Source organism: Pseudomonas danubii (assembly GCF_042980055.1).
GTDB lineage: Bacteria > Pseudomonadota > Gammaproteobacteria > Pseudomonadales > Pseudomonadaceae > Aquipseudomonas > Aquipseudomonas danubii.
Window position 1 is genome coordinate 6,515,930 of record NZ_CP116502.1, and the last position, 18,009, is coordinate 6,533,938.

The window sequence follows — 18,009 nt, forward strand, 5'->3', positions numbered from 1 at the left end:
CTTAAGGAAGATACGTGATTACCGCCCAAGCCTTTTCCACCATCCAGGCCATTGAACGCAGCGCCTGGAATGACTGTTTTCCAGACGCCCTGGAGGATTGGGACTACTACCTGGCCGTGGAAAAAGCCGCCATCGCCGACTTCCAGTGGCGCTACCTGGCGATCTACGAGGGCTCGACCCTGGTGGCGGTAGCGCCGGCCTTCACGACTCAGTATCGGCTCGACACCACGGTCTCCGGCCTGGCCAAACGCTTCACCGAACGCCTGGCACGCCAGTGGCCAGGTGCCCTGGAGCTGCGCCTGTACGCCATCGGCTCGCCCGTGGCCGAACAGTGCAGTGCCGGCACCGCCAGCCATGTTCCCCTGGAACGTCGTCAGGCGTTGCTGGAGCAGTTGTTGCAACTGGCCCGGCGCGACGCCGACCGCTTCGGCATCGGCCTGATGGCGGTCAAGGATGCCCCCAGCAGCGACCCGCAATGGGCCGCCAGTTGCCGGGCCGCCGGCCTGCAGGCGATGCCGAGCCTGCCCAGCGCGCTGCTGCCGGTGCCCTTCGCCTCGATCGACGCCTATCTTGGCACCCTGGGCAAGTCCACTCGCAAGGACCTGCGGCGCAAGCTGCGCGCCCCGGCGCCGCGCATCGAGTGGCGGCGGCAGATCGACGACGTGCTGCCCGAGATCATGCGCCTCTACGAAGCCACCCTGGAACGCAGCGACCTGCAGTTCGAGCGCCTGCCGGCGGCCTATTTCACCGGCATTCTCGAACAACTGGACCAGCGCGCCGCCTGCGTCCTGTACTGGGTCCAGGACCAACTGGTGGCCTTCAACCTGGTACTCATCGACCAGCATCGGCTGATCGACAAATTCTTCGCCCACGACTTGAACGTCACCCGTGAGCACAATCTGTACTTCCGCAGTTGGCTGGCCAACGTCGACTACTGTATCCAGCAGCACATTCCCCTGTACGAGTGTGGTCAGGCCGGTTACGCCAGCAAGTTGCGCCTGGGTTGCCAGTTCACCGGTAACATGTTGTTTTTCCGACATCGCAATCCCTTGCTCAATGCCCTGCTCAAGGTGATAAAACGCTTTGTCCGTCCGGATCGCTCCGACCCCGCCATGGCTGCTGCAATAAGCGAAAGTACATGACCAGAAAAGATCGTCGCCCGCCCCGCCCTTTTGCCATCTCCCGCTGGAGCCTGCAGCGCAAGCTGGTGTTGGCGTTCTGGCTGGTCAGTGTGATTCCCACCATGATTGCCGCGGAGCTGGCGGCCACCACGTTGTCGGAGATTTTCGACAGCAACGTGCGCATCTGGCTGCAGGAATCCACCAAGATCGTCGAGGACGAGATCACCGAGATCCTCCATGACAACGCGCGGATCGCCCAGCTGTTCCTGCGCTATACGCGCCCGCCCACGGACCGCAATGCAGCCAAGCATGACAAGCTCACCGCCGACATTGCCGACTCCATGGGCATCGACGTGGTGGCGCTGATCCGCAAGAGCGACCACAAGGTGATGTTCACCACCGCCGCGGACGACGTGGTAGGGCAGATCAGCACCGCTTCCAACGCCGTCCTGCAGACCATCCAGGTGGGTGGCGTGGCCACCGGGGCGGTGGTCTCGACCTTCCAGACCCAGCTCGACGGGGTCGACTATCAGCTGTTGATCGCCACCTACCTGGACGCCAGCTTCCTCACCAGCGTGGCCGATGTGCACTCCCTGGACCTGCGCCTGTACCTGGCCAAGGCCGATGATTTTTCGGAGATCTTCGCCACGCAGCGCTTCGAGGACCATCCCCCCCGAGTGCCGCACAAGATCGAAGACATCCTGCGCGCCACCCGCCAACCCACCGAGCAGTTCACCAGCCGCTACAGCGGCCTGTACCGGCCGATCTTCAACGACAGCGGCGACCTGGTGGGGGTGATTTTCAGTGGCCTGCTGCGCCACAGCAGCCTGGTGGGCCTGGTTAACCAGAGCAACCTGTTCATCCTGATCTTCCTCCTCAGCTCGGCCGCCTCGCTGTGTGTCGGCTGGCTGGTGTCGCAACGCCTGACGCGCCCGCTGCGGGGCCTGTCCAAAGGCGTCCAGGCGGTGATCGCCGGCGACTACCGGCAGCGGGTGCCGGTGATCGGTGGCGACGAACTGGCGGAGCTGAGCAGCACCTTCAACCACATGAGCGAGCGCCTGGGAGAACTGCAGCACCTGGAGGGCCAGTTGCGCCGTCGCGATCGCCTGCACGCCCTGGGCGAGGTGGCCATGGGCCTGGCCCATGAAATCCGCAATCCGCTGGGCATCATCAAGACCGCCACCCAGTTGCTGCACCGTCGGGCCAACCTGCCGGAAAACGACAAGCGCCACCTGGAATACGTGATCAGTGAAGTCAGCCGGATCAACGACCTGATCACCGACTTTCTCGACTTCGCCAAGCCCAGCGCGCCCATTCGTGCCACCCAGGCGGCACGCCCGCTGGTCGAGGAACTGCTGGGCTTCTGCACCCCGGAACTGGCGACCCACAATATCGAAGCGCGGATCGACGACCAGGCACCGGGTGCGACCATCCATGCCGATGCCCGGCAGCTCAAGCAGGCCTGCCTGAACCTGATCCTCAACGCCATCGACGCCATGCCCGAGGGCGGCCGCCTGACCCTGGGCATCGCCCAGCAGGAAGACGAAACCATCCTCAGCGTCAGCGATACCGGCCAGGGCATCGAGCCGGACATGCTGGAACGCATCTTCACCCCCTTCGTCACCACCAAGGCCTCGGGCACCGGCCTGGGCCTGGCGAAAGTCTTTTCGATCATGGAAAGCCATGACGGCCACATCGAGTGCGTCAGCGAAAAAGATGCCGGCGCCACCTTCAGCCTGTACATTCCGGCCAACGGTGAAGAGGACGACGAGGACACTGATGACGCATAACCTGCTAGTGGTCGATGACGAACCCAAACTCTGTGACCTGCTGTCTTCGGCCTTGAGCCAGAACGACATCCAGGTGTTCACGGCAAGCAATGGCCTGCACGCCCTCAAGGTGCTGGAGCAGGAAGACATCGACCTGGTGATCAGCGACTGGCGCATGCCGGGCATGGACGGGCCGCAACTGCTGGCGGAAATCAAGCAGCGCTACCCGAACCTGCCGGTGATCGTGATGACCGCCTACAGCACGGTGAAGAACGCTGTGCAGTCCATGCGCAACGGCGCCTACGACTACATTGCCAAGCCCTTCGATATCGATGAGCTGGACATCACCGTCAGCAAGGCCCTGCAGTTTCGCGACATCCTCAAAGACAACCAGCGCATGCGCGCCGAGCTCGACGAGCACCAGCAGTTCGACAGCCTGGTGGGCGACAGCCCGGCCTTTCGCCAGGTACTGCAGGCGGTGGACTCGGTACGCGAGAGCAGCGCCACCATTCTCCTGACCGGAGAAAGCGGCACCGGCAAGGAGATGGTCGCCCGGGCCATCCACAAGCACGGCAATCGCGCGGACAAACCCTTTGTCGCCGTCAATTGCGCGGCCATTCCCGAAGGCTTGCTGGAAAGCGAGATGTTCGGCCACCGCAAGGGCGCCTTCACCGGCGCCGTGGCGGACCGGGTCGGACGCTTCCAGCAGGCCGACAAGGGCACCCTGTTTCTCGATGAAGTGGGCGACATGCCCCTGGCCTTGCAGGCCAAGATCCTCCGCGCCCTGCAGGAACGCGTGATCGAGCCGGTGGGCGATCCCCGGGAGCGCAAGGTCGATGTGCGGGTGATCGCCGCGACCAACAAGAACCTGCTGGAAGCCGTGGCCAACAAGGAGTTCCGCGAGGACCTGTACTACCGCCTCAACGTCTTCCCCATTCCCTTGCCGGCGCTGCGCGAGCGGGTCGAGGACATCGCTCCACTGGCCCGCCACTTCGCCCACAGCCTGGGGGCCACCGCCGGCAAGCGCATCACGGGCTTCAGCCCCCAAGCCTTGCAGGCCATGGCCTCCTACACCTGGCCAGGGAACATCCGCGAACTGCAGAACTGCGTGGAGCGGGCCACCATCGTCGCCCGCGCATCGGTCATCGAAGAAAGTGACCTGCCAGGCTATCTGTTCGACACCCCACCAGCAGGAACCGAGGGCAGCGTGGCCCTCAGCGTCGGCCCACAAGTGCCCAGCGACCTGGACGCGGCCCTGGCCGAAGTGGAGCGGGCCTACATTCTCGCGGCCCTGCACCAGAGCAACGGCGTCCAGGCGGCAGCGGCGCAGATGATCGGCATTTCCGAACGCAGCTTCTGGTACCGCCTGAAAAAGCTCGGCATTCAGGTAGACAAGATCATTCGTTGAGCGGGGGTTGCCTCATTCGCCGGCAAGCCGGCTCCTACTGGCGCATGACCTCACAGCACATTCGCGCTATCCACCGGCTCGATCTGCGCCCAGTGGGAAGTGTCTTCGCGATGGTTTTGCAGGTATGGCAGCACCGCCGCCAGCAAAGGCGCCTTGAAGGCGTCCTGGAAACGATGGGCCAACCCCGGAATCAGCTTCAGCTGGCTGCCCTGGATCTGCGCCGCCAGGTGCACCCCATGCATCACCGGCAACAGCGGATCGGCGGTGCCGTGCACCACCAGGGCCGGCACCCGCAGTTGCTTGAGCAAGGCCACCCGACTCGGCTCGGCGAGGATCGCCATGATCTGACGCTTGACGCCCTCCGGGTTGAACGCCCGGTCATAGGACAACGCAGCCTGATGCAGCAGGACCTGACGGTCATCCGTAATCTTCGGGCTGCCCAGGGCCGCCAGCAGATCCGCCTGCTGCTCCAGGGCCGCTTCACGGTTCGGCGCATTGCGCCGGGACAGCAATTGCACCAGCGCCTCGTTCGGCGCCGGCAGGCCTTCGGCCCCGGAACTGGTCATGATCAGCGTCAGGCTCTCGATTCGTTGTGGCGCCATGGCCGCCAGATGCTGGGCAATCATGCCGCCCATGCTCGCCCCCAGCACATGGAACTGCTCGATGTGCAGGGCATCCATCAACCCCAGGGCATCATCGGCCATGTCGCTCAGGGTATAAGGCGCAGCCACGGGCAGGCCGAGCTTGTAGCGCAGTACTTCGAAGGTCAGGTTGGCGCTGGCCGGAGCCTGGCGCCAGGTGGACAGGCCGACGTCGCGATTGTCATATCGAATCACCCGAAACCCTTGCTGACACAAGGCCTCCACCACTTCGTCCGGCCAGTGGATCAATTGTCCGCCCAGGCCCATGACCAGCAGCAATGCCGGATCGGAACTTCGACCGATGCTTTGGTAGGCCAGGCTCACCTGCGCCAGGTCGACCCGTTGCGTGGGTACGTTGACATCGCAGCGCGAGGCCGCAAAAGACAGCTGGCCGAGCAAAAGCCCGGCCAGCAGGATGACAGTGGAAAACAATCTTGCCCGCATGGAAAACACCGAAACGCAGAACCCCAGTAGAGCGCGAGTCTGATGAACTTCGATGTTTCGCGCTGCCACAGTTGCGTGACAGTTTGATGAAGCCCGCCCAGCGGTCATCGCTTAGGGGCGCTCGAGCGGCGCCTCGTTTGCCGACGAGGTGGAACTGATGATCGCCTTCGTCGGCAAGCAGGTTTCTACCGGCTTTCAGGCCAACTGGCTGCGCAGCTGGCGGGCCGCGGCCACCATGTTCACCAGGGCCGCTTCGGTTTCCGGCCAGGCGCGGGTCTTCAAGCCGCAGTCGGGGTTGACCCACAGTCGCTCGGCGGGAATGCGTTTGACCGCCTTGCTCATCAACTTGACCATCTCGGCAGTGTCCGGTACCCGTGGCGAGTGGATGTCATACACCCCCGGGCCGATGTCGTTGGGGTAGTCGAAGGCTTCGAAGGCTTGCAGCAACTCCATGTCCGAGCGGGAAGTCTCGATGGTGATCACGTCGGCATCCATGGCAGCGATGGACTGGATCACATCGTTGAACTCGCTGTAGCACATGTGGGTATGGATCTGGGTTTCGTCCCGCACACCCGAAGCGCTCAGGCGGAAGGCCTGCACCGCCCAGTCCAGGTATTCCTGCCATTGCGCGCGGCGCAGGGGCAGGCCTTCGCGGAACGCCGCCTCGTCGATCTGCACGATCTTGATCCCGGCCTGTTCCAGGTCCTGCACTTCATCGCGCAGGGCCAGGGCCAGTTGCTGGGCCTGGACCTTGCGCGATACGTCTTCCCGCGGGAAGGACCACATGAGCATGGTCACAGGGCCAGTCAGCATGCCTTTCATGACCTTGTCGGTGAGGCTCTGGGCGTACTGGATCCAGTCCACGGTCATGGCCCGGGGCCGGCTCAGGTCGCCGTAGATGATGGCCGGCTTGACGCAGCGCGAGCCGTAGCTCTGGACCCAGCCAAAACGGGTGAACAGGTAGCCGTCCAGTTGCTCGGCAAAGTACTCCACCATGTCGTTGCGCTCGGCTTCACCGTGGACCAGCACGTCCAGGCCAAGGCTCTCCTGGATCTGCACTGCGTGGCGGATCTCGCTGTGCATGGCATCGGTGTAGTCGTTGAGCGACAGCTTGCCCTGCCGGTAGGCCTGGCGCGCCAGGCGAATCGATGCAGTCTGCGGGAAAGAGCCGATGGTGGTGGTGGGAAAGACCGGCAATTGCAGGCGCGCTCGCTGCTGTTCGATACGTTGCGCAAAGGGTGACTGACGCTGACTGTCGGCGGCGCTGATGGCCTTGATCCGGGCCTGGACCTGGGCCTTGTGAATCCGCGGGGACTGGGCACGACTGGCCTGGACCTTCCGGCTTTGCGCCAGGGCCGCTTGCACCGCCGGGGCCTGGGGATCGTTCAGGGCATCACGCAGGACCGAGATCTCGCCGCACTTCTGCACGGCAAAGGCCAGCCAGCTTTTCAGTTCGGCATCCAGCTGGTCTTCCCGGGACAGGTCCACCGGGCTGTGCAGCAGGGAGCAGGAGCTGCTGACCCAAAGGTTGTCGCCGAAACGCTCCTGGGCCACCTGCAACTGCTGCAGGGCCTGTTCCAGTTCGCAGCGCCAGACGTTGCGCCCATTGACCAGGCCCACGGAAAGAATCTTGTAGGTCGGCAGCCGGTCCAGGACCTGGCCCAGTTGTTCCGGAGCCCGCACCGCATCGATGTGCAAACCGTCCACCGGCAGGCCCACCGCCAGGCCAAGGTTGTCTTCCAAACCGCTGAAGTAAGTGGCCACCAGTTTTTTCAGCGGCGAGTACTGGAGGATGTGGTAGGCCCGCTCGAAGGCGCTCTTCCACTCCTGGGGCAGGTCGAGGGTCAGGATCGGCTCGTCGATCTGCACCCACTCCACGCCCTGGGTCTTGAGCCGGTTGAGGATCTCGCCGTACAGCGGCAGCAGGCGCTCCAGCAGGTCGAGCTTGTTGAATCCATTGCCCTTGGCCTTGCCCAGCCACAGGTAGGTCAAGGGGCCGATGATCACCGGCTTGACCTGATGACCCAGGGCATGGGCTTCCTCGACTTCGTCGAACAGTTGCTCCCAGCTCAGTTGGAACGGCTGGTCGGCGCTGAACTCGGGGACCAGGTAGTGGTAGTTGGTGTCGAACCACTTGGTCAGTTCCTGGGCGTATTGCGCCTGGCCCTGCTCACCGCAGCAGCCAGCACTGGCGCCACGGGCCATGGCGAACAGAGTGTCCAGGGTCGGGCGGCCCTGGGCATCGCGAAGACCGTCGAAACGCTCGGGAATCACCCCGAAGGTCAGGGAGTGGCCGAGCACCTGGTCGTACCAGGCAAAGTCGCCCACTGGCAGCAGGTCGATGCCGGCGTCTTTTTGCACTTGCCAGTGCCGAGCCCGCAGCTCGCGACCGACCTCTTGCAATGCAGCCTGATCGAGGGCGCCCTTCCAGTAGGCTTCGAGGGCTTTTTTCAGTTCGCGGTCAGCGCCGATGCGGGGAAAACCGAGGGTGTGGGCCAGAGCCATGGGAAAGCGCCTCCTTGTCAAAGATGGCGCTATTGTCGACAGCCCGGGCAACATGAGACAAACTCAACCTTTTCGTGTTGATCACAAAATTTACTCATGGAGATCCTGGTGCTCGAAATCCGTCACCTGAAGACCCTGCACGCCCTGCGCGAAGCCGACAGCCTGGTTGAAGCCGCCGAACGCCTGCACCTGACCCAGTCCGCCCTGTCCCACCAGTTCAAGGAACTTGAAGAACGCCTGGGCATGCCACTGTTCGTGCGCAAGACCAAGCCGGTGCGCTTCACCAGCGCCGGCCTGCGCCTGCTGCAACTGGCCGATGCCACCCTGCCGCTGCTGCGCGGCGCCGAACGGGACATTGCCCGCCTGGCCGGCGGCACCGCCGGCCGCTTGCACATGGCCATCGAGTGCCATAGCTGCTTCCAGTGGCTGATGCCCACCATCGACCAGTTCCGCGACGCCTGGCCGGAAGTGGAGCTGGACCTGGCCTCGGGCTTCTCCTTTGCACCGCTGCCGGCGCTGGCCCGGGGTGACCTGGACCTGGTGGTGACCTCCGATCCCCTGGAACTGGCCGGCATCACCTATGTGCCGCTGTTCACCTACGAAGCCATGCTTGCAGTGGCCAACCAGCATCCCCTGGCAAGCAAGCCCTACATAGTTCCGGAAGATCTGCTGAACGAAACCCTGATCACCTATCCGGTGGAGCGGGATCGTCTGGACATCTTCACCCGCTTCCTGGAACCGGCGGACATCGAACCGGCGCAGGTCCGCACTTCGGAACTGACGGTGATGATGATGCAGCTGGTGGCCAGTGGCCGCGGGGTGTGCGGCATGCCCCATTGGGCCCTGCATGAATACAGCTCACGGGGTTATGTGAAGGCCAAGCGACTGGGTGAAAAGGGACTGTTCGCCACCCTGTACGCAGCGATTCGCGCCGACATGCTGGACGCGCCCTACATGCGTGACTTCCTGCTGACCGCCAAGGACACCTCGTTCTCGACCCTGGACGGCGTCAGCGCTGTACGCTGAGCGCCACCCTCACGCAGGCGCCGGCTGGCCAGCGAGCAGGATCAGCGTGGCACTTCGCGCCACATGTGGATCTTGTCGAGATAGTCCTCCCCCACGCACACCGCCTGGGGTTCGAGCCCGAACTGGACAAAGCCGCAGCGCTGGTACACGGACAGCGCTGCGTCATTGCCCGCCGTCACCGTCAGTTGCACCAGGCGCAGCCCTTCATAATCGGCCGCCTCTGCCAGTAACCTCTGCACCAGTTGATAACCCAGGCCGCAGCTACGCTGCTCGCCCGTGACGTAGAGCCCGAAAAGGGTCGCCTTGTGCCGGGCTTTCTCGCGAAGTTCAAAGGCCAGGCCGACAATCCCCAGCAAACGCCCCTCGGAAAAGGCCCCCAGCAGCAAGTCCAGTTCGCCATCCAGGCGTGCGGCCCACCAGGCCAGTGGCAGCTTTTCCCGCTCCCTGACGCTGGAAGTGAACGCCTGGGGATGGCGCTCATAGGCTTCGAGCATCAAGGCCCGGTATTGCGCGGCATCGTCAGGAGTCAGGTGTTGGATCTGCAGGCTCATGCGAGATCGTCAGTCCGTCATGTTCAGTTGGTACGGCGTTGTTCGAACATCAAGCGCACCGCCAGCCCCGCCAGCACGAACCCCATGAAGTAACGCTGGACCGAAAGCCAGGTGGGGTTGCTGGCGAACCAGGAGGCAATGCCTGCAGCGAACAGGGCAATCAGCAGGTTCACCGAAAAGCTCACGCTGATCTGGGTCAGGCCGAGAATGAGGCTCTGGGAGAACACCGAACCGTGCTCGGGATGAATGAACTGCGGAAAGATCGACAGGTAGAACACCGCGATCTTGGGGTTCAGGGCGCTGGTCAGAAACCCCATGATCACCAGCTTGCGGGGCGAGTCCACCGGCAACTGCTGGGCTTCGAACGGCGATCGCGCGCCAGGCTTGAGCGCCTGCCAGGCCAGCCACAGCAGATACAGGGCACCGGCCCACTTGAGCACTTCATAGGCCATGGGCACCGCCATGAAGATCGCGGTCAGGCCCAGTGCAGCGGCAAACAGGTGGACGAAAAAGCCCGCCACGACGCCCAGTAACGACGTCACCCCGGCCTTGCGCCCCTGGCAGATCGAACGGGAAATCAGGTAGATCATGTTCGGGCCTGGGGTCAGCACCATCAGCAACGAGGCCGCGGCGAAAATCAGGTAGTCGTGAAGTGGGATCATGGCAGTCCTTGGCAACGGGAGGTCAGGCGAGGCTCGCCTGGGCCTTGCGATAAAACGGCAAGATCAGATCCCGTGTCAACGGCGCCAGAAACAAATCACCATCGCTGGCCGGATCGATCCAGCGCACCTCCTCGATCTCCGCCGCCGGCGTCACCGCAGTGTCGATGCGAACAAGAAAGACCTCCGCCTGCACCACATGGCCGGGCTCGTTGGCGGCCGGTGCGCAAAACTGTTGCAGATAGCGGGCCTGGCTCGGATCGATGCGCAGGCCGAGTTCCTCTTCCAACTCTCGGGCCAGGGCCAGCACCGGCGGCTCGCCGGCTTCGATCTTGCCGCCAGGCTGCATGAAGGCCTGGGTGCCGCGTTTGCGCACCAGCAGGGTCTGGCCATCGGCCCCCAGCAACAGGGCGGCGGCGATACGGATGACGGAGGGTGCAACGGCGGAGGGCAGCGACATGGGGACCTGGACACCTTGAGAACGAAGGCGCAAGGATCACATGCCCGGCAGCGGGTCGTCATCCGCCAGCGGTATATTTCCCGTCGTTCCAGGGCGTTTCTCAGGTGCCCGACTGCGGCTCTCGCGCCAGCTTGACGAACACGCTGTAACGGGCGCCTTCCATGGTTTCAAAGGCGATCAGTTTGTCCACCAGAGGCTGGCTCAGCACCTTGCCGGCGTTGAGCAGAAGCATGCCGTTGTCGGCATTCAGGTTGCGCGCCAGCAGCATGCCCGCCGCCAGCTCCCGGGTGCCCAGGACCTTGACCGAAGGGTCGCCCAGGGTCACATCGCTGAGGTACACAGAACACACTTGGATAAACCCCTCCACCAACTCGGGGTCGTACAGCCGGCCGGCGTATTTACGGATGAACACCAGGGCCTCGTCGCTGTTCATGTGCCGTTCGAGAATCAGCCCGCACTGCAGTTCGATAAAATCCACCGCCAGCTTGAGCAGCCGCGAGCCCAGGGGAATCGCCTCGCCCTTGAGGTGATCGGGAAAGCCGCTGCCATCCCAGTGTTCCTGGTGATGGCGGATCAGGCGCGCCGCATCCTGCACCGGTTCCAGGGTCATCAGCAGCGATTCGCTTTGCGCCGGATAAGCCCGATAGCGTTCACGCTCATGGTGGTGCAACCAATCGGCCGGGGTGATCATCATGCTGTCGCTCCAGCTCAGCTTGCCGATGTTGTGCAGGGCCGCGGCCATGGCCAGGTCGCGCTGCGCCACGGCGTCGATGCCGTGGATCTTGCAGTAGGCACGCACCAAATCGATGATCCGGCGGTTGGTCTGCTTGTCGTTCGGCAGACGTTGGTTCACCAGCAGCGAGAACAGCTCGGCGCCCGTGGCATAGCTGTGCTTGAGCTCCTCATAGGCCAGGTCCAGCATGTCAGCGGTTTGTTGCAGCTCCGCGGTGCGCGACGCGACGCGTTTTTCCAGCTCGGCATTGAGGGCCTTGAGCTGAGTGTTCTGCTCTTGCGCCAGAGCCTCCAGGCGCTGTCGCTCACGCACGGAATGCTGATGCTCCAGCGCCTGGCGCAAGGTCAGCAACAGTTCCTGATCATCCCAGGGCTTGCTCAGGTAACGGTAGATTTCCCCTTCATTGATCGCCTTGGCGATCAGTTTCAGGTCCGGGTCACCGGTCAGCAGGATGCGCGTAGTGTCCGGATAGTGCTGATGAATGCGCGCCAGCAGGGACGGGCCATCCATCTGCGGCAGATGGGCGGCGCTGATTATCAGGTCCACCTCCCGGGTGGCCATGACCTTCAGGGCTTCGCTGGCGTCGTGGGCAAGGTGCAGCACGTAGGAATGGGCACTGAGCAGTTGGTGCAGGCGTTGCAGGATCACGTCCTGGCTGTCCACCAACAGAACCTCGGGCTGGCGTGTGACTGTGGCAACGTTCAGCTCACCCATGAGACACCTCGGGTCAACATCGATGCACATGTCCTTCATTCTTTTCACTGGCAACACTGATCCTTGTTGCCTGATTCAAGCGTAGAAGCATTTCCGAGGGGAATGATGGCTTTTTAATACCATCCGTCCGCTGAAAGAGCTCCAACGGACGGCGGCGAGAATGGAGGCCAATGACCTCACTTGGCAGCGGCTTTACCGCTGGAACCGAAGGAGGCAAAACGTTTGTTGAAGCCAGCGATACGGCCTTCGGACTGGGTCTTGCGTTGCTGGCCGGTGTACACCGGGTGCGAAGCGCTGGACACATCCAGGGTCACGTAGGGATAGGTCTGGCCATCACTGTGCTGGTAAGTGCGGTCGGTATCGACGGTAGAGCCAATGAGGAAAAACACGTCGGCGGCAGTATCGTGAAACAGCACGGGGCGGTAGTCAGGGTGGATGTTGGGTTTCATCGGAGTCTCCAGCGGCTGGGGGTGAAAAACAATGTTATACAGTAACAATAAAATCCTCTTTAAACGAGAACTTATCGCAATAAGCTTCTACAACAATGATCTGACTCCTGCCTCGTTCCCCCGATTCAGGCTTGCCCGTAAGGCCCCAGCGGGCCAGTATGCTGGGCTGCAACGCTCTGACACAGCCGTGAATTCCTATAAGAAATGCCTGTGCAGCCCACCGTCCCAGCCGTTCGGTGTCGCTGTCGATTACCCGTTATCAAGGCACCCGGTGCCTGATTGACCTGATGAGTCCGAACCAAGGAAACCGTATGAGCCTGTCACTTCTGAGCCGCTACGCCTTCTTTGCTGCCTGCGTGATATTCACCCTCGCCAGCCTGCCCTTTCTCGAACACGACTGGCTCTGGCCATTCACCCTGGTCACCGGCCTGCTGAGCCTGCTGGGGATCTTCGATCTGCTGCAAAGTCCCCACGCGGTACGCCGCAACTACCCGATCCTGGGCAACATCCGTTACCTGGTGGAAGGCATCCGTCCGGAGATCCGCCAATACCTGCTGGAATCCGACAGCGACGCCCTGCCCTTTTCCCGCGCCCAGCGCTCCCTGGTGTACTCGCGAGCCAAGAATGAAAGCGCCGACAAACCCTTCGGCACCCTGATCGATGTCTACCAGTCGGGCTTCGAGTTCATCGGCCATTCCATGCGCCCGGCGCCCTTGAGCGACCCCAGCAGCTTTCGGGTCACCGTCGGCGGCCCGCAATGCACCCAGCCCTATTCGGCCTCGGTATTCAACATCTCGGCGATGAGCTTCGGCTCCCTGAGTGCCAACGCCATCCGTGCCCTGAACCAGGGTGCCAAGCTCGGCAACTTCGCCCACGACACCGGTGAAGGCAGCATCAGCCCCTATCACCGTGAACACGGCGGCGACCTGACCTGGGAACTGGGCAGTGGCTACTTTGGCTGCCGCACCGCCGACGGTCGCTTCGACCCCGAGCGCTTCGCCACCCAGGCGCAGAACCCGCAAGTGCGGATGATCGAGATCAAGATGAGCCAGGGCGCCAAGCCGGGCCATGGCGGCATCCTGCCCAAGCACAAGGTGACCCAGGAAATTGCCGACACCCGCGGCATCCGCATGGGCGAGGACTGCATTTCGCCGTCGAGCCACAGTGCATTTTCCACCCCGATCGAAATGATGCATTTCATCCAGCAACTGCGTGAGCTGTCCGGCGGCAAGCCGGTCGGCTTCAAGTTCTGCCTGGGCCACCCGTGGGAATTCATGGGCATTGCCAAGGCCATGCTGGAAACCGGCATCCTCCCGGATTTCATCGTGGTCGACGGCAAGGAAGGCGGCACCGGCGCAGCCCCCGTGGAGTTCACCGACCACATCGGCGCGCCCATGCGCGAAGGCCTGCTGTTCGTCCACAACACCCTGGTGGGCCTGAACCTGCGGGACAAGATCAAGCTCGGTGCCAGCGGCAAGATCGTCAGTGCCTTCGACATCGCCAGCGTCCTGGCCATCGGCGCCGACTGGGCCAACTCGGCCCGCGGCTTCATGTTCGCCATCGGCTGCATCCAGTCACAAAGCTGCCACACCAACAAATGTCCCACCGGTGTCGCCACCCAGGACAACCTGCGCCAGCGTGCCCTGGTGGTGCCGGACAAGGCCCAGCGGGTGTACAGCTTCCACCGCAACACCCTCAAGGCCCTGGCCGAGATGCTGGCCGCCGCCGGCCTGCAGCACCCGTCGCAACTGGAAGCCAAGCACCTGGTGCGACGCATGTCGGCCACCGAGATCAAGCTGTTCTCCCAACTGCATGTGTTCCTCAAGCCCGGCGAATTGCTCACCGGCGAAGTCAACGGCGAGTTCTACTCGCGCATGTGGCAACTGGCCCGGGCCGACAGCTTCGAACCCAATACCCAAGCCGCCGCTTAAGCACGTCTGTCCAGGCCTCCCCGGCTACCTGGGGAGCCTGGCGACTCACAAGGAAGATTGGAATGCTCAAGGTTATCGCTGAAGATTTCATCAAGCCCGAACACCTGGAAACCGTGCGCCCGTGGTACGCCGAACTGGTGGAAAAAACCCGCCAGGAACCGCTGTGCATCGCCTACGATCTGTTCGTCGATCAGAAAGACCCCGGGCACTTCATCTTCGTCGAACAGTGGCCGGACCGCGCCGCCCTCGACGCTCATTGCAACACCGAACACTTCACCCGCCTGGTACCACAGATCAACGCCTTTCAAGCCCGCGAATGCCGCGTGCTGCTGATGGACGAATTCTAGAAGCCGACATCCTCCCGATGCTTGACCGGACCACCGAAAGCAGACCGAACCACCACTGACCTTTCGCAGTTCCAGCATGCCCTTGCTGTCTTTCGAGCAACTGTCCCAGCAACTGCCCGGCAGCCACGGCACCCTGGTGATCATCGACGTCTAGCCTCACTCGGCACTCGACAAGGGTTCACAACCCGAACCGGGGCCGACTGTGGACGCCCCCTTTATCAGGGACATTCACGCCCGCCACAATGCACAAACGCATAATTAAATTGCATTGACGCATATCTCATCTAAGGTTGCTTGCAGACCCGGCCAGCGCACGCCATCGAGGCTGGCGCCGCGCAGCACCCAGCGCCGGGTCCGGCAACTTGCTGTAGCCCAGATGCCACAGCGACACCAGCCGGAGGCTGGTTTTCACTCATGGAGGATGAACATGTTAAGCACCACCTTGACTCCCACCGGCAACCCGCAGGCCCTGCCCCAATGCCTGGCCGGTACGCTGATCGATCCGCAACTGGCTGAAATCGACCCACGCGCCGAGGCGGCACCCCAGGCCGGCGCCCGACTCAATTTCAGCGTGCAGCCGCAAACCCAGAGCAACTGGTGCTGGGCGGCACTGTCGGCATCGGTCGGCAACTACTACGGCACCGGCTCCTGGACCCAGTGCGGGGTGGCCAATGCCGAATTGGGCCGCAACTCCTGCTGCAGCCAGCCCGGACCGTGCAACGTCTACGGCTACCTGGACTCGGCCCTCAGAACCACCCGCAGTTATGGCGGCATGCGGGAAAACCGGATGCAGATGCCGGCCATCGAAAACCAGCTCGGCATGGGCCGTCCCGTCGGCCTGCGTTGCGCCTGGTATGGCGGCGGCGCGCATTTCCTGACGATCTACGGCACCGATGGCAGCTACATCCTGGTCGCCGACTCCATCTTCGGTTACTCGACCCGTGCCCTTAACAGCTTCCCCGGTTCCTACAACGGCGGCGGCAATTGGACCCACACCTACTTCACCCGGAAAAACTAGGAGGCGTCATGCAACTGACTTACCCCAAGGCGCCCACCCACGGCGTCCAGACCTTGCACCCGGCACTGCAGGCAGCCCTGCGCACCCAGGGTTTCGGCGTCAACCGCGCCTTTGCCAATGCCGGCACCCTGAGCCTGTCCCAGGCATTTCGCGGCTACGCCCTCAGCCTGGAGGACCTGGCCAACGGCAAGGGCCTGGACCAGGCCACGACGGGGGACTGGCATTACCTGGTGTTCGCCGGCGGTGTATCCATCGCCGACGCGCAACTGACGGAAGTGGCCGGCAAGGTCGAGTTCGCGGCGCTCAATCACGGCGCTCTGGCGGCGTCCACCATCAGTGCCCTGAACCTGGCGGAACAGGCCCCCCTGCTGCAGGGGAAATCCTGCGAGTTGAGGTTGCTGTTCATCCCGGCGTTGCAGGTGACGGCGATCTGGCTGCACGCAGCCGATGCCGAAGTGCTGATTCCCATCGACCCCACCCCGGCGAACCTGGCAGCCCACCAGCTCTATGACGCAGCGACGCTGTTGAGCCTGCTGAGCCCCTTGGCCCGACAAGCCAAGGCAGTTTTCGATGCCGATACCAGCGGCACCCTGGGAGGCTGAACCGAGGCAAAAAAAATCCGGCGGCCCTGGCGGGACGCCGGATTCTTCTGTTCAGGTCGTTGGCCCGGGATGCTCAAGACAAGAGCTTGCCGAGCGAGGGATCACGACGCCGAACGCACCGCCCCTTGCTGGACATTGGTCGGTTGCAGCTTGAACAGGTAGAACAGCACAGTCAGCAGCACCAGGAACGCCGGGCCGACATACAGCGCCACGCGGGTGTCCGGGAAATAGGCCATCAGCCCCACCACCAGTACCAGGAACGCCAGGGCGAAGTAGGAACTGACCGGGTACAGCCACATGCGGTATTTCAGCGCAGCCCGCTCGCTCGGGCTCAGGCCTTTGCGGAACTTGAGCTGGGCCAGCAGGATCATCACCCAGGTCCAGATCGCACCGAAGGTGGCGATCGAGGTCACCCAGACGAACACTTTCTCCGGCACCAGATAATTCAGCAGTACCCCCAGCAGCAAGGCGAAGATCGACAGCAGCAGCGCGCGACGCGGCACGCCGTTGTTCGAGGTCTTGGCGAAGCCGGCCGGGGCCTGGCCGTTCTGCGCCAGGCTGTAGAGCATGCGCCCGGTGCTGAAGATGCCGCCGTTGCAGGAGGACAGCGCGGCAGTGATCACCACGAAGTTGATGATGCCGGCGGCGGTCTTGATGCCCAGACGCTCGAAGGTCATCACGAACGGACTGCCCTGGGTGCCGATCTCATTCCACGGGTAGATCGACAGGATCACGAACAGCGCGCCCACGTAGAACAGCAGGATGCGCCAGAACACCGAGCCGATGGCGTTGGGAATGGTCTTCTGCGGGTTGCGCGCTTCACCGGCGGTGAGGCCGATCATCTCTACGCCCAGGTAGGCGAACATCACCATCTGCAGCGACATCAGCACGCCGGTCACGCCATTGGGCATGAAGCCGCCATGGGTCCACAGGTTGGAGATGCCCAGGGCCACGCCGTCGTTGCCGAAGCCGAAGGCAATGATGCCGACGCCGCCGATCACCATGGCGATGATGGTGACGATCTTGATCAGGGCGAACCAGAACTCGAACTCACCGAAGGCCTTGACCGCGATCAGGTTGATCGAGCCCATGCTCACCAGGGCCGCCAGGGCCCAGATCCAGCGCGGCACATCGGGGAACCAGATGCCCATGTACACCGCCACCGCCGTGATCTCCGCGACACAAGTCACCAGCCACAGGAACCAGTAGTTCCAGCCGGTCAGAAAACCCGCCAACGGGCCCAGGTAGTCTTGTGCGTAACGGCTGAAGGAACCGGCGACCGGGTTATGCACCGCCATCTCGCCGAGGGCGCGCATAATCACCAGGATCGCCAGGCCGCCGATGATGTAGGACAGCATGATGGCCGGACCGGCCATTTCGATGGCCTTGGCCGAGCCCAGGAACAGGCCGACGCCGATACAGGCGCCCAGGGCCATCAAGCGAATATGCCGTTCGCCCAGTTCGCGTTTCAGCGGGCCGCCCTGAGCGGTCTCGCCGTGGGGCAGTTGGTTGCCAACTGACATAGAGATACAACCTCATTTTGTTATTGGATATGAACCACCGAGTCTGCGAAGCCATGGCGGATAGCCGCAGCTTGCTCAACCGTACCGGCCTTGTGGGGCGGCGCGTCT

16 protein-coding genes are annotated in these 18,009 nt (G+C 63.0%); 8 read left to right on the top strand and 8 right to left on the bottom strand.

Annotated features, from left to right (window positions below; all coding sequences use genetic code 11):
* The first annotated feature begins 14 nt into the window (after positions 1-14).
* From PFZ56_RS29330 to PFZ56_RS29340, 3 genes are read left to right on the top strand one after another with little or no spacing between them, the layout of a single operon-like run.
* Positions 15-1,142: a GNAT family N-acetyltransferase gene (locus tag PFZ56_RS29330; RefSeq protein WP_170001628.1), complete on the top strand. Its 1,128-nt coding sequence runs from the start codon at positions 15-17 to the stop codon at positions 1,140-1,142.
* A complete protein-coding gene (locus tag PFZ56_RS29335) occupies positions 1,139-2,911 on the top strand; it encodes a HAMP domain-containing sensor histidine kinase (RefSeq protein ID WP_110594913.1) in 1,773 nt (590 codons plus the stop codon). Before PFZ56_RS29330 ends, PFZ56_RS29335 begins: the two co-directional genes overlap by 4 nt.
* Positions 2,901-4,298: a sigma-54 dependent transcriptional regulator gene (locus PFZ56_RS29340; protein WP_170001626.1), complete on the top strand. Its 1,398-nt coding sequence runs from the start codon at positions 2,901-2,903 to the stop codon at positions 4,296-4,298. Before PFZ56_RS29335 ends, PFZ56_RS29340 begins: the two co-directional genes overlap by 11 nt.
* A 50-nt stretch (positions 4,299-4,348) precedes the next feature.
* Here the strand turns inward: PFZ56_RS29340 and PFZ56_RS29345 are convergent, their stop codons facing one another.
* Both PFZ56_RS29345 and metE read right to left on the bottom strand, forming a co-directional pair.
* On the bottom strand, positions 4,349-5,383 hold the full coding sequence (locus PFZ56_RS29345; RefSeq protein WP_170001624.1) for an alpha/beta fold hydrolase: 1,035 nt from the start codon (positions 5,381-5,383) through the stop codon (positions 4,349-4,351).
* 195 nt (positions 5,384-5,578) lie between these two features.
* Complete coding sequence (metE, locus tag PFZ56_RS29350; protein ID WP_394304565.1) at positions 5,579-7,888, bottom strand: 5-methyltetrahydropteroyltriglutamate--homocysteine S-methyltransferase; 2,310 nt, start codon at positions 7,886-7,888, stop codon at positions 5,579-5,581.
* A gap of 108 nt (positions 7,889-7,996) precedes the next feature.
* On the opposite strand from metE, the gene metR reads away from it, so the two are divergent.
* Positions 7,997-8,914, top strand: coding sequence for a transcriptional regulator MetR (metR, locus tag PFZ56_RS29355; protein ID WP_102860993.1), 918 nt, complete (start codon positions 7,997-7,999; stop codon positions 8,912-8,914).
* Between the two features lie 41 nt (positions 8,915-8,955).
* Here metR and PFZ56_RS29360 read toward each other — a convergent pair whose 3' ends face one another.
* The 5 genes from PFZ56_RS29360 to PFZ56_RS29380 form a co-directional block, all read right to left on the bottom strand.
* Entirely contained in the window at positions 8,956-9,459 is a 504-nt protein-coding gene (locus PFZ56_RS29360; RefSeq protein ID WP_102880995.1) for a GNAT family N-acetyltransferase, read from the bottom strand.
* A 29-nt stretch (positions 9,460-9,488) separates the two neighbouring features.
* Positions 9,489-10,127 carry a LysE family translocator gene (locus PFZ56_RS29365; RefSeq protein WP_110594917.1) on the bottom strand — a complete coding sequence of 213 codons (639 nt, stop codon included), beginning with the start codon at positions 10,125-10,127 and terminating at the stop codon, positions 9,489-9,491.
* A 22-nt stretch (positions 10,128-10,149) separates the two neighbouring features.
* Entirely contained in the window at positions 10,150-10,584 is a 435-nt protein-coding gene (locus PFZ56_RS29370; RefSeq protein ID WP_102880768.1) for an NUDIX domain-containing protein, read from the bottom strand.
* Positions 10,585-10,684: 100 nt separating this feature from the next.
* Positions 10,685-12,031, bottom strand: coding sequence for an HD domain-containing phosphohydrolase (locus PFZ56_RS29375; protein ID WP_170004736.1), 1,347 nt, complete (start codon positions 12,029-12,031; stop codon positions 10,685-10,687).
* Positions 12,032-12,207: 176 nt separating this feature from the next.
* Entirely contained in the window at positions 12,208-12,480 is a 273-nt protein-coding gene (locus PFZ56_RS29380) for a type B 50S ribosomal protein L31 (protein ID WP_102860452.1), read from the bottom strand.
* A 311-nt stretch (positions 12,481-12,791) separates the two neighbouring features.
* On the opposite strand from PFZ56_RS29380, the gene PFZ56_RS29385 reads away from it, so the two are divergent.
* The 4 genes from PFZ56_RS29385 (at position 12,792) to PFZ56_RS29400 (ending at position 16,378) form a co-directional block, all read left to right on the top strand.
* Positions 12,792-14,411, top strand: coding sequence for an FMN-binding glutamate synthase family protein (locus tag PFZ56_RS29385; protein ID WP_102860451.1), 1,620 nt, complete (start codon positions 12,792-12,794; stop codon positions 14,409-14,411).
* A 62-nt stretch (positions 14,412-14,473) separates the two neighbouring features.
* Positions 14,474-14,758 (top strand): putative quinol monooxygenase, encoded by a 285-nt coding sequence (locus tag PFZ56_RS29390; protein WP_102860450.1) that lies wholly within the window; start codon positions 14,474-14,476, stop codon positions 14,756-14,758.
* Between the two features lie 427 nt (positions 14,759-15,185).
* Entirely contained in the window at positions 15,186-15,776 is a 591-nt protein-coding gene (locus PFZ56_RS29395) for a papain-like cysteine protease family protein (RefSeq protein ID WP_102860448.1), read from the top strand.
* A gap of 8 nt (positions 15,777-15,784) precedes the next feature.
* On the top strand, positions 15,785-16,378 hold the full coding sequence (locus PFZ56_RS29400) for a hypothetical protein (protein WP_170004734.1): 594 nt from the start codon (positions 15,785-15,787) through the stop codon (positions 16,376-16,378).
* A 101-nt stretch (positions 16,379-16,479) separates the two neighbouring features.
* Here the strand turns inward: PFZ56_RS29400 and PFZ56_RS29405 are convergent, their stop codons facing one another.
* Entirely contained in the window at positions 16,480-17,901 is a 1,422-nt protein-coding gene (locus PFZ56_RS29405; RefSeq protein ID WP_170004732.1) for an amino acid permease, read from the bottom strand.
* Between the last annotated feature and the right edge of the window lie 108 nt (positions 17,902-18,009).

What these genes read in the sequence shown, in the direction of transcription:
- PFZ56_RS29385 (WP_102860451.1), top strand. Translation starts at nt 12,792, where the DNA reads ATGAGCCTGTCACTTCTGAGCCGCTACGCCTTCTTTGCTGCCTGCGTG.
- PFZ56_RS29340 (WP_170001626.1), top strand. Translation starts at nt 2,901, where the DNA reads ATGACGCATAACCTGCTAGTGGTCGATGACGAACCCAAACTCTGTGAC.
- PFZ56_RS29365 (WP_110594917.1), bottom strand. Translation starts at nt 10,127, where the DNA reads ATGATCCCACTTCACGACTACCTGATTTTCGCCGCGGCCTCGTTGCTG.
- PFZ56_RS29370 (WP_102880768.1), bottom strand. Translation starts at nt 10,584, where the DNA reads ATGTCGCTGCCCTCCGCCGTTGCACCCTCCGTCATCCGTATCGCCGCC.
- PFZ56_RS29345 (WP_170001624.1), bottom strand. Translation starts at nt 5,383, where the DNA reads ATGCGGGCAAGATTGTTTTCCACTGTCATCCTGCTGGCCGGGCTTTTG.
- PFZ56_RS29335 (WP_110594913.1), top strand. Translation starts at nt 1,139, where the DNA reads ATGACCAGAAAAGATCGTCGCCCGCCCCGCCCTTTTGCCATCTCCCGC.
- PFZ56_RS29405 (WP_170004732.1), bottom strand. Translation starts at nt 17,901, where the DNA reads ATGTCAGTTGGCAACCAACTGCCCCACGGCGAGACCGCTCAGGGCGGC.
- PFZ56_RS29400 (WP_170004734.1), top strand. Translation starts at nt 15,785, where the DNA reads ATGCAACTGACTTACCCCAAGGCGCCCACCCACGGCGTCCAGACCTTG.
- PFZ56_RS29375 (WP_170004736.1), bottom strand. Translation starts at nt 12,031, where the DNA reads ATGGGTGAGCTGAACGTTGCCACAGTCACACGCCAGCCCGAGGTTCTG.
- PFZ56_RS29395 (WP_102860448.1), top strand. Translation starts at nt 15,186, where the DNA reads ATGTTAAGCACCACCTTGACTCCCACCGGCAACCCGCAGGCCCTGCCC.
- PFZ56_RS29390 (WP_102860450.1), top strand. Translation starts at nt 14,474, where the DNA reads ATGCTCAAGGTTATCGCTGAAGATTTCATCAAGCCCGAACACCTGGAA.
- metE (WP_394304565.1), bottom strand. Translation starts at nt 7,888, where the DNA reads ATGGCTCTGGCCCACACCCTCGGTTTTCCCCGCATCGGCGCTGACCGC.
- PFZ56_RS29380 (WP_102860452.1), bottom strand. Translation starts at nt 12,480, where the DNA reads ATGAAACCCAACATCCACCCTGACTACCGCCCCGTGCTGTTTCACGAT.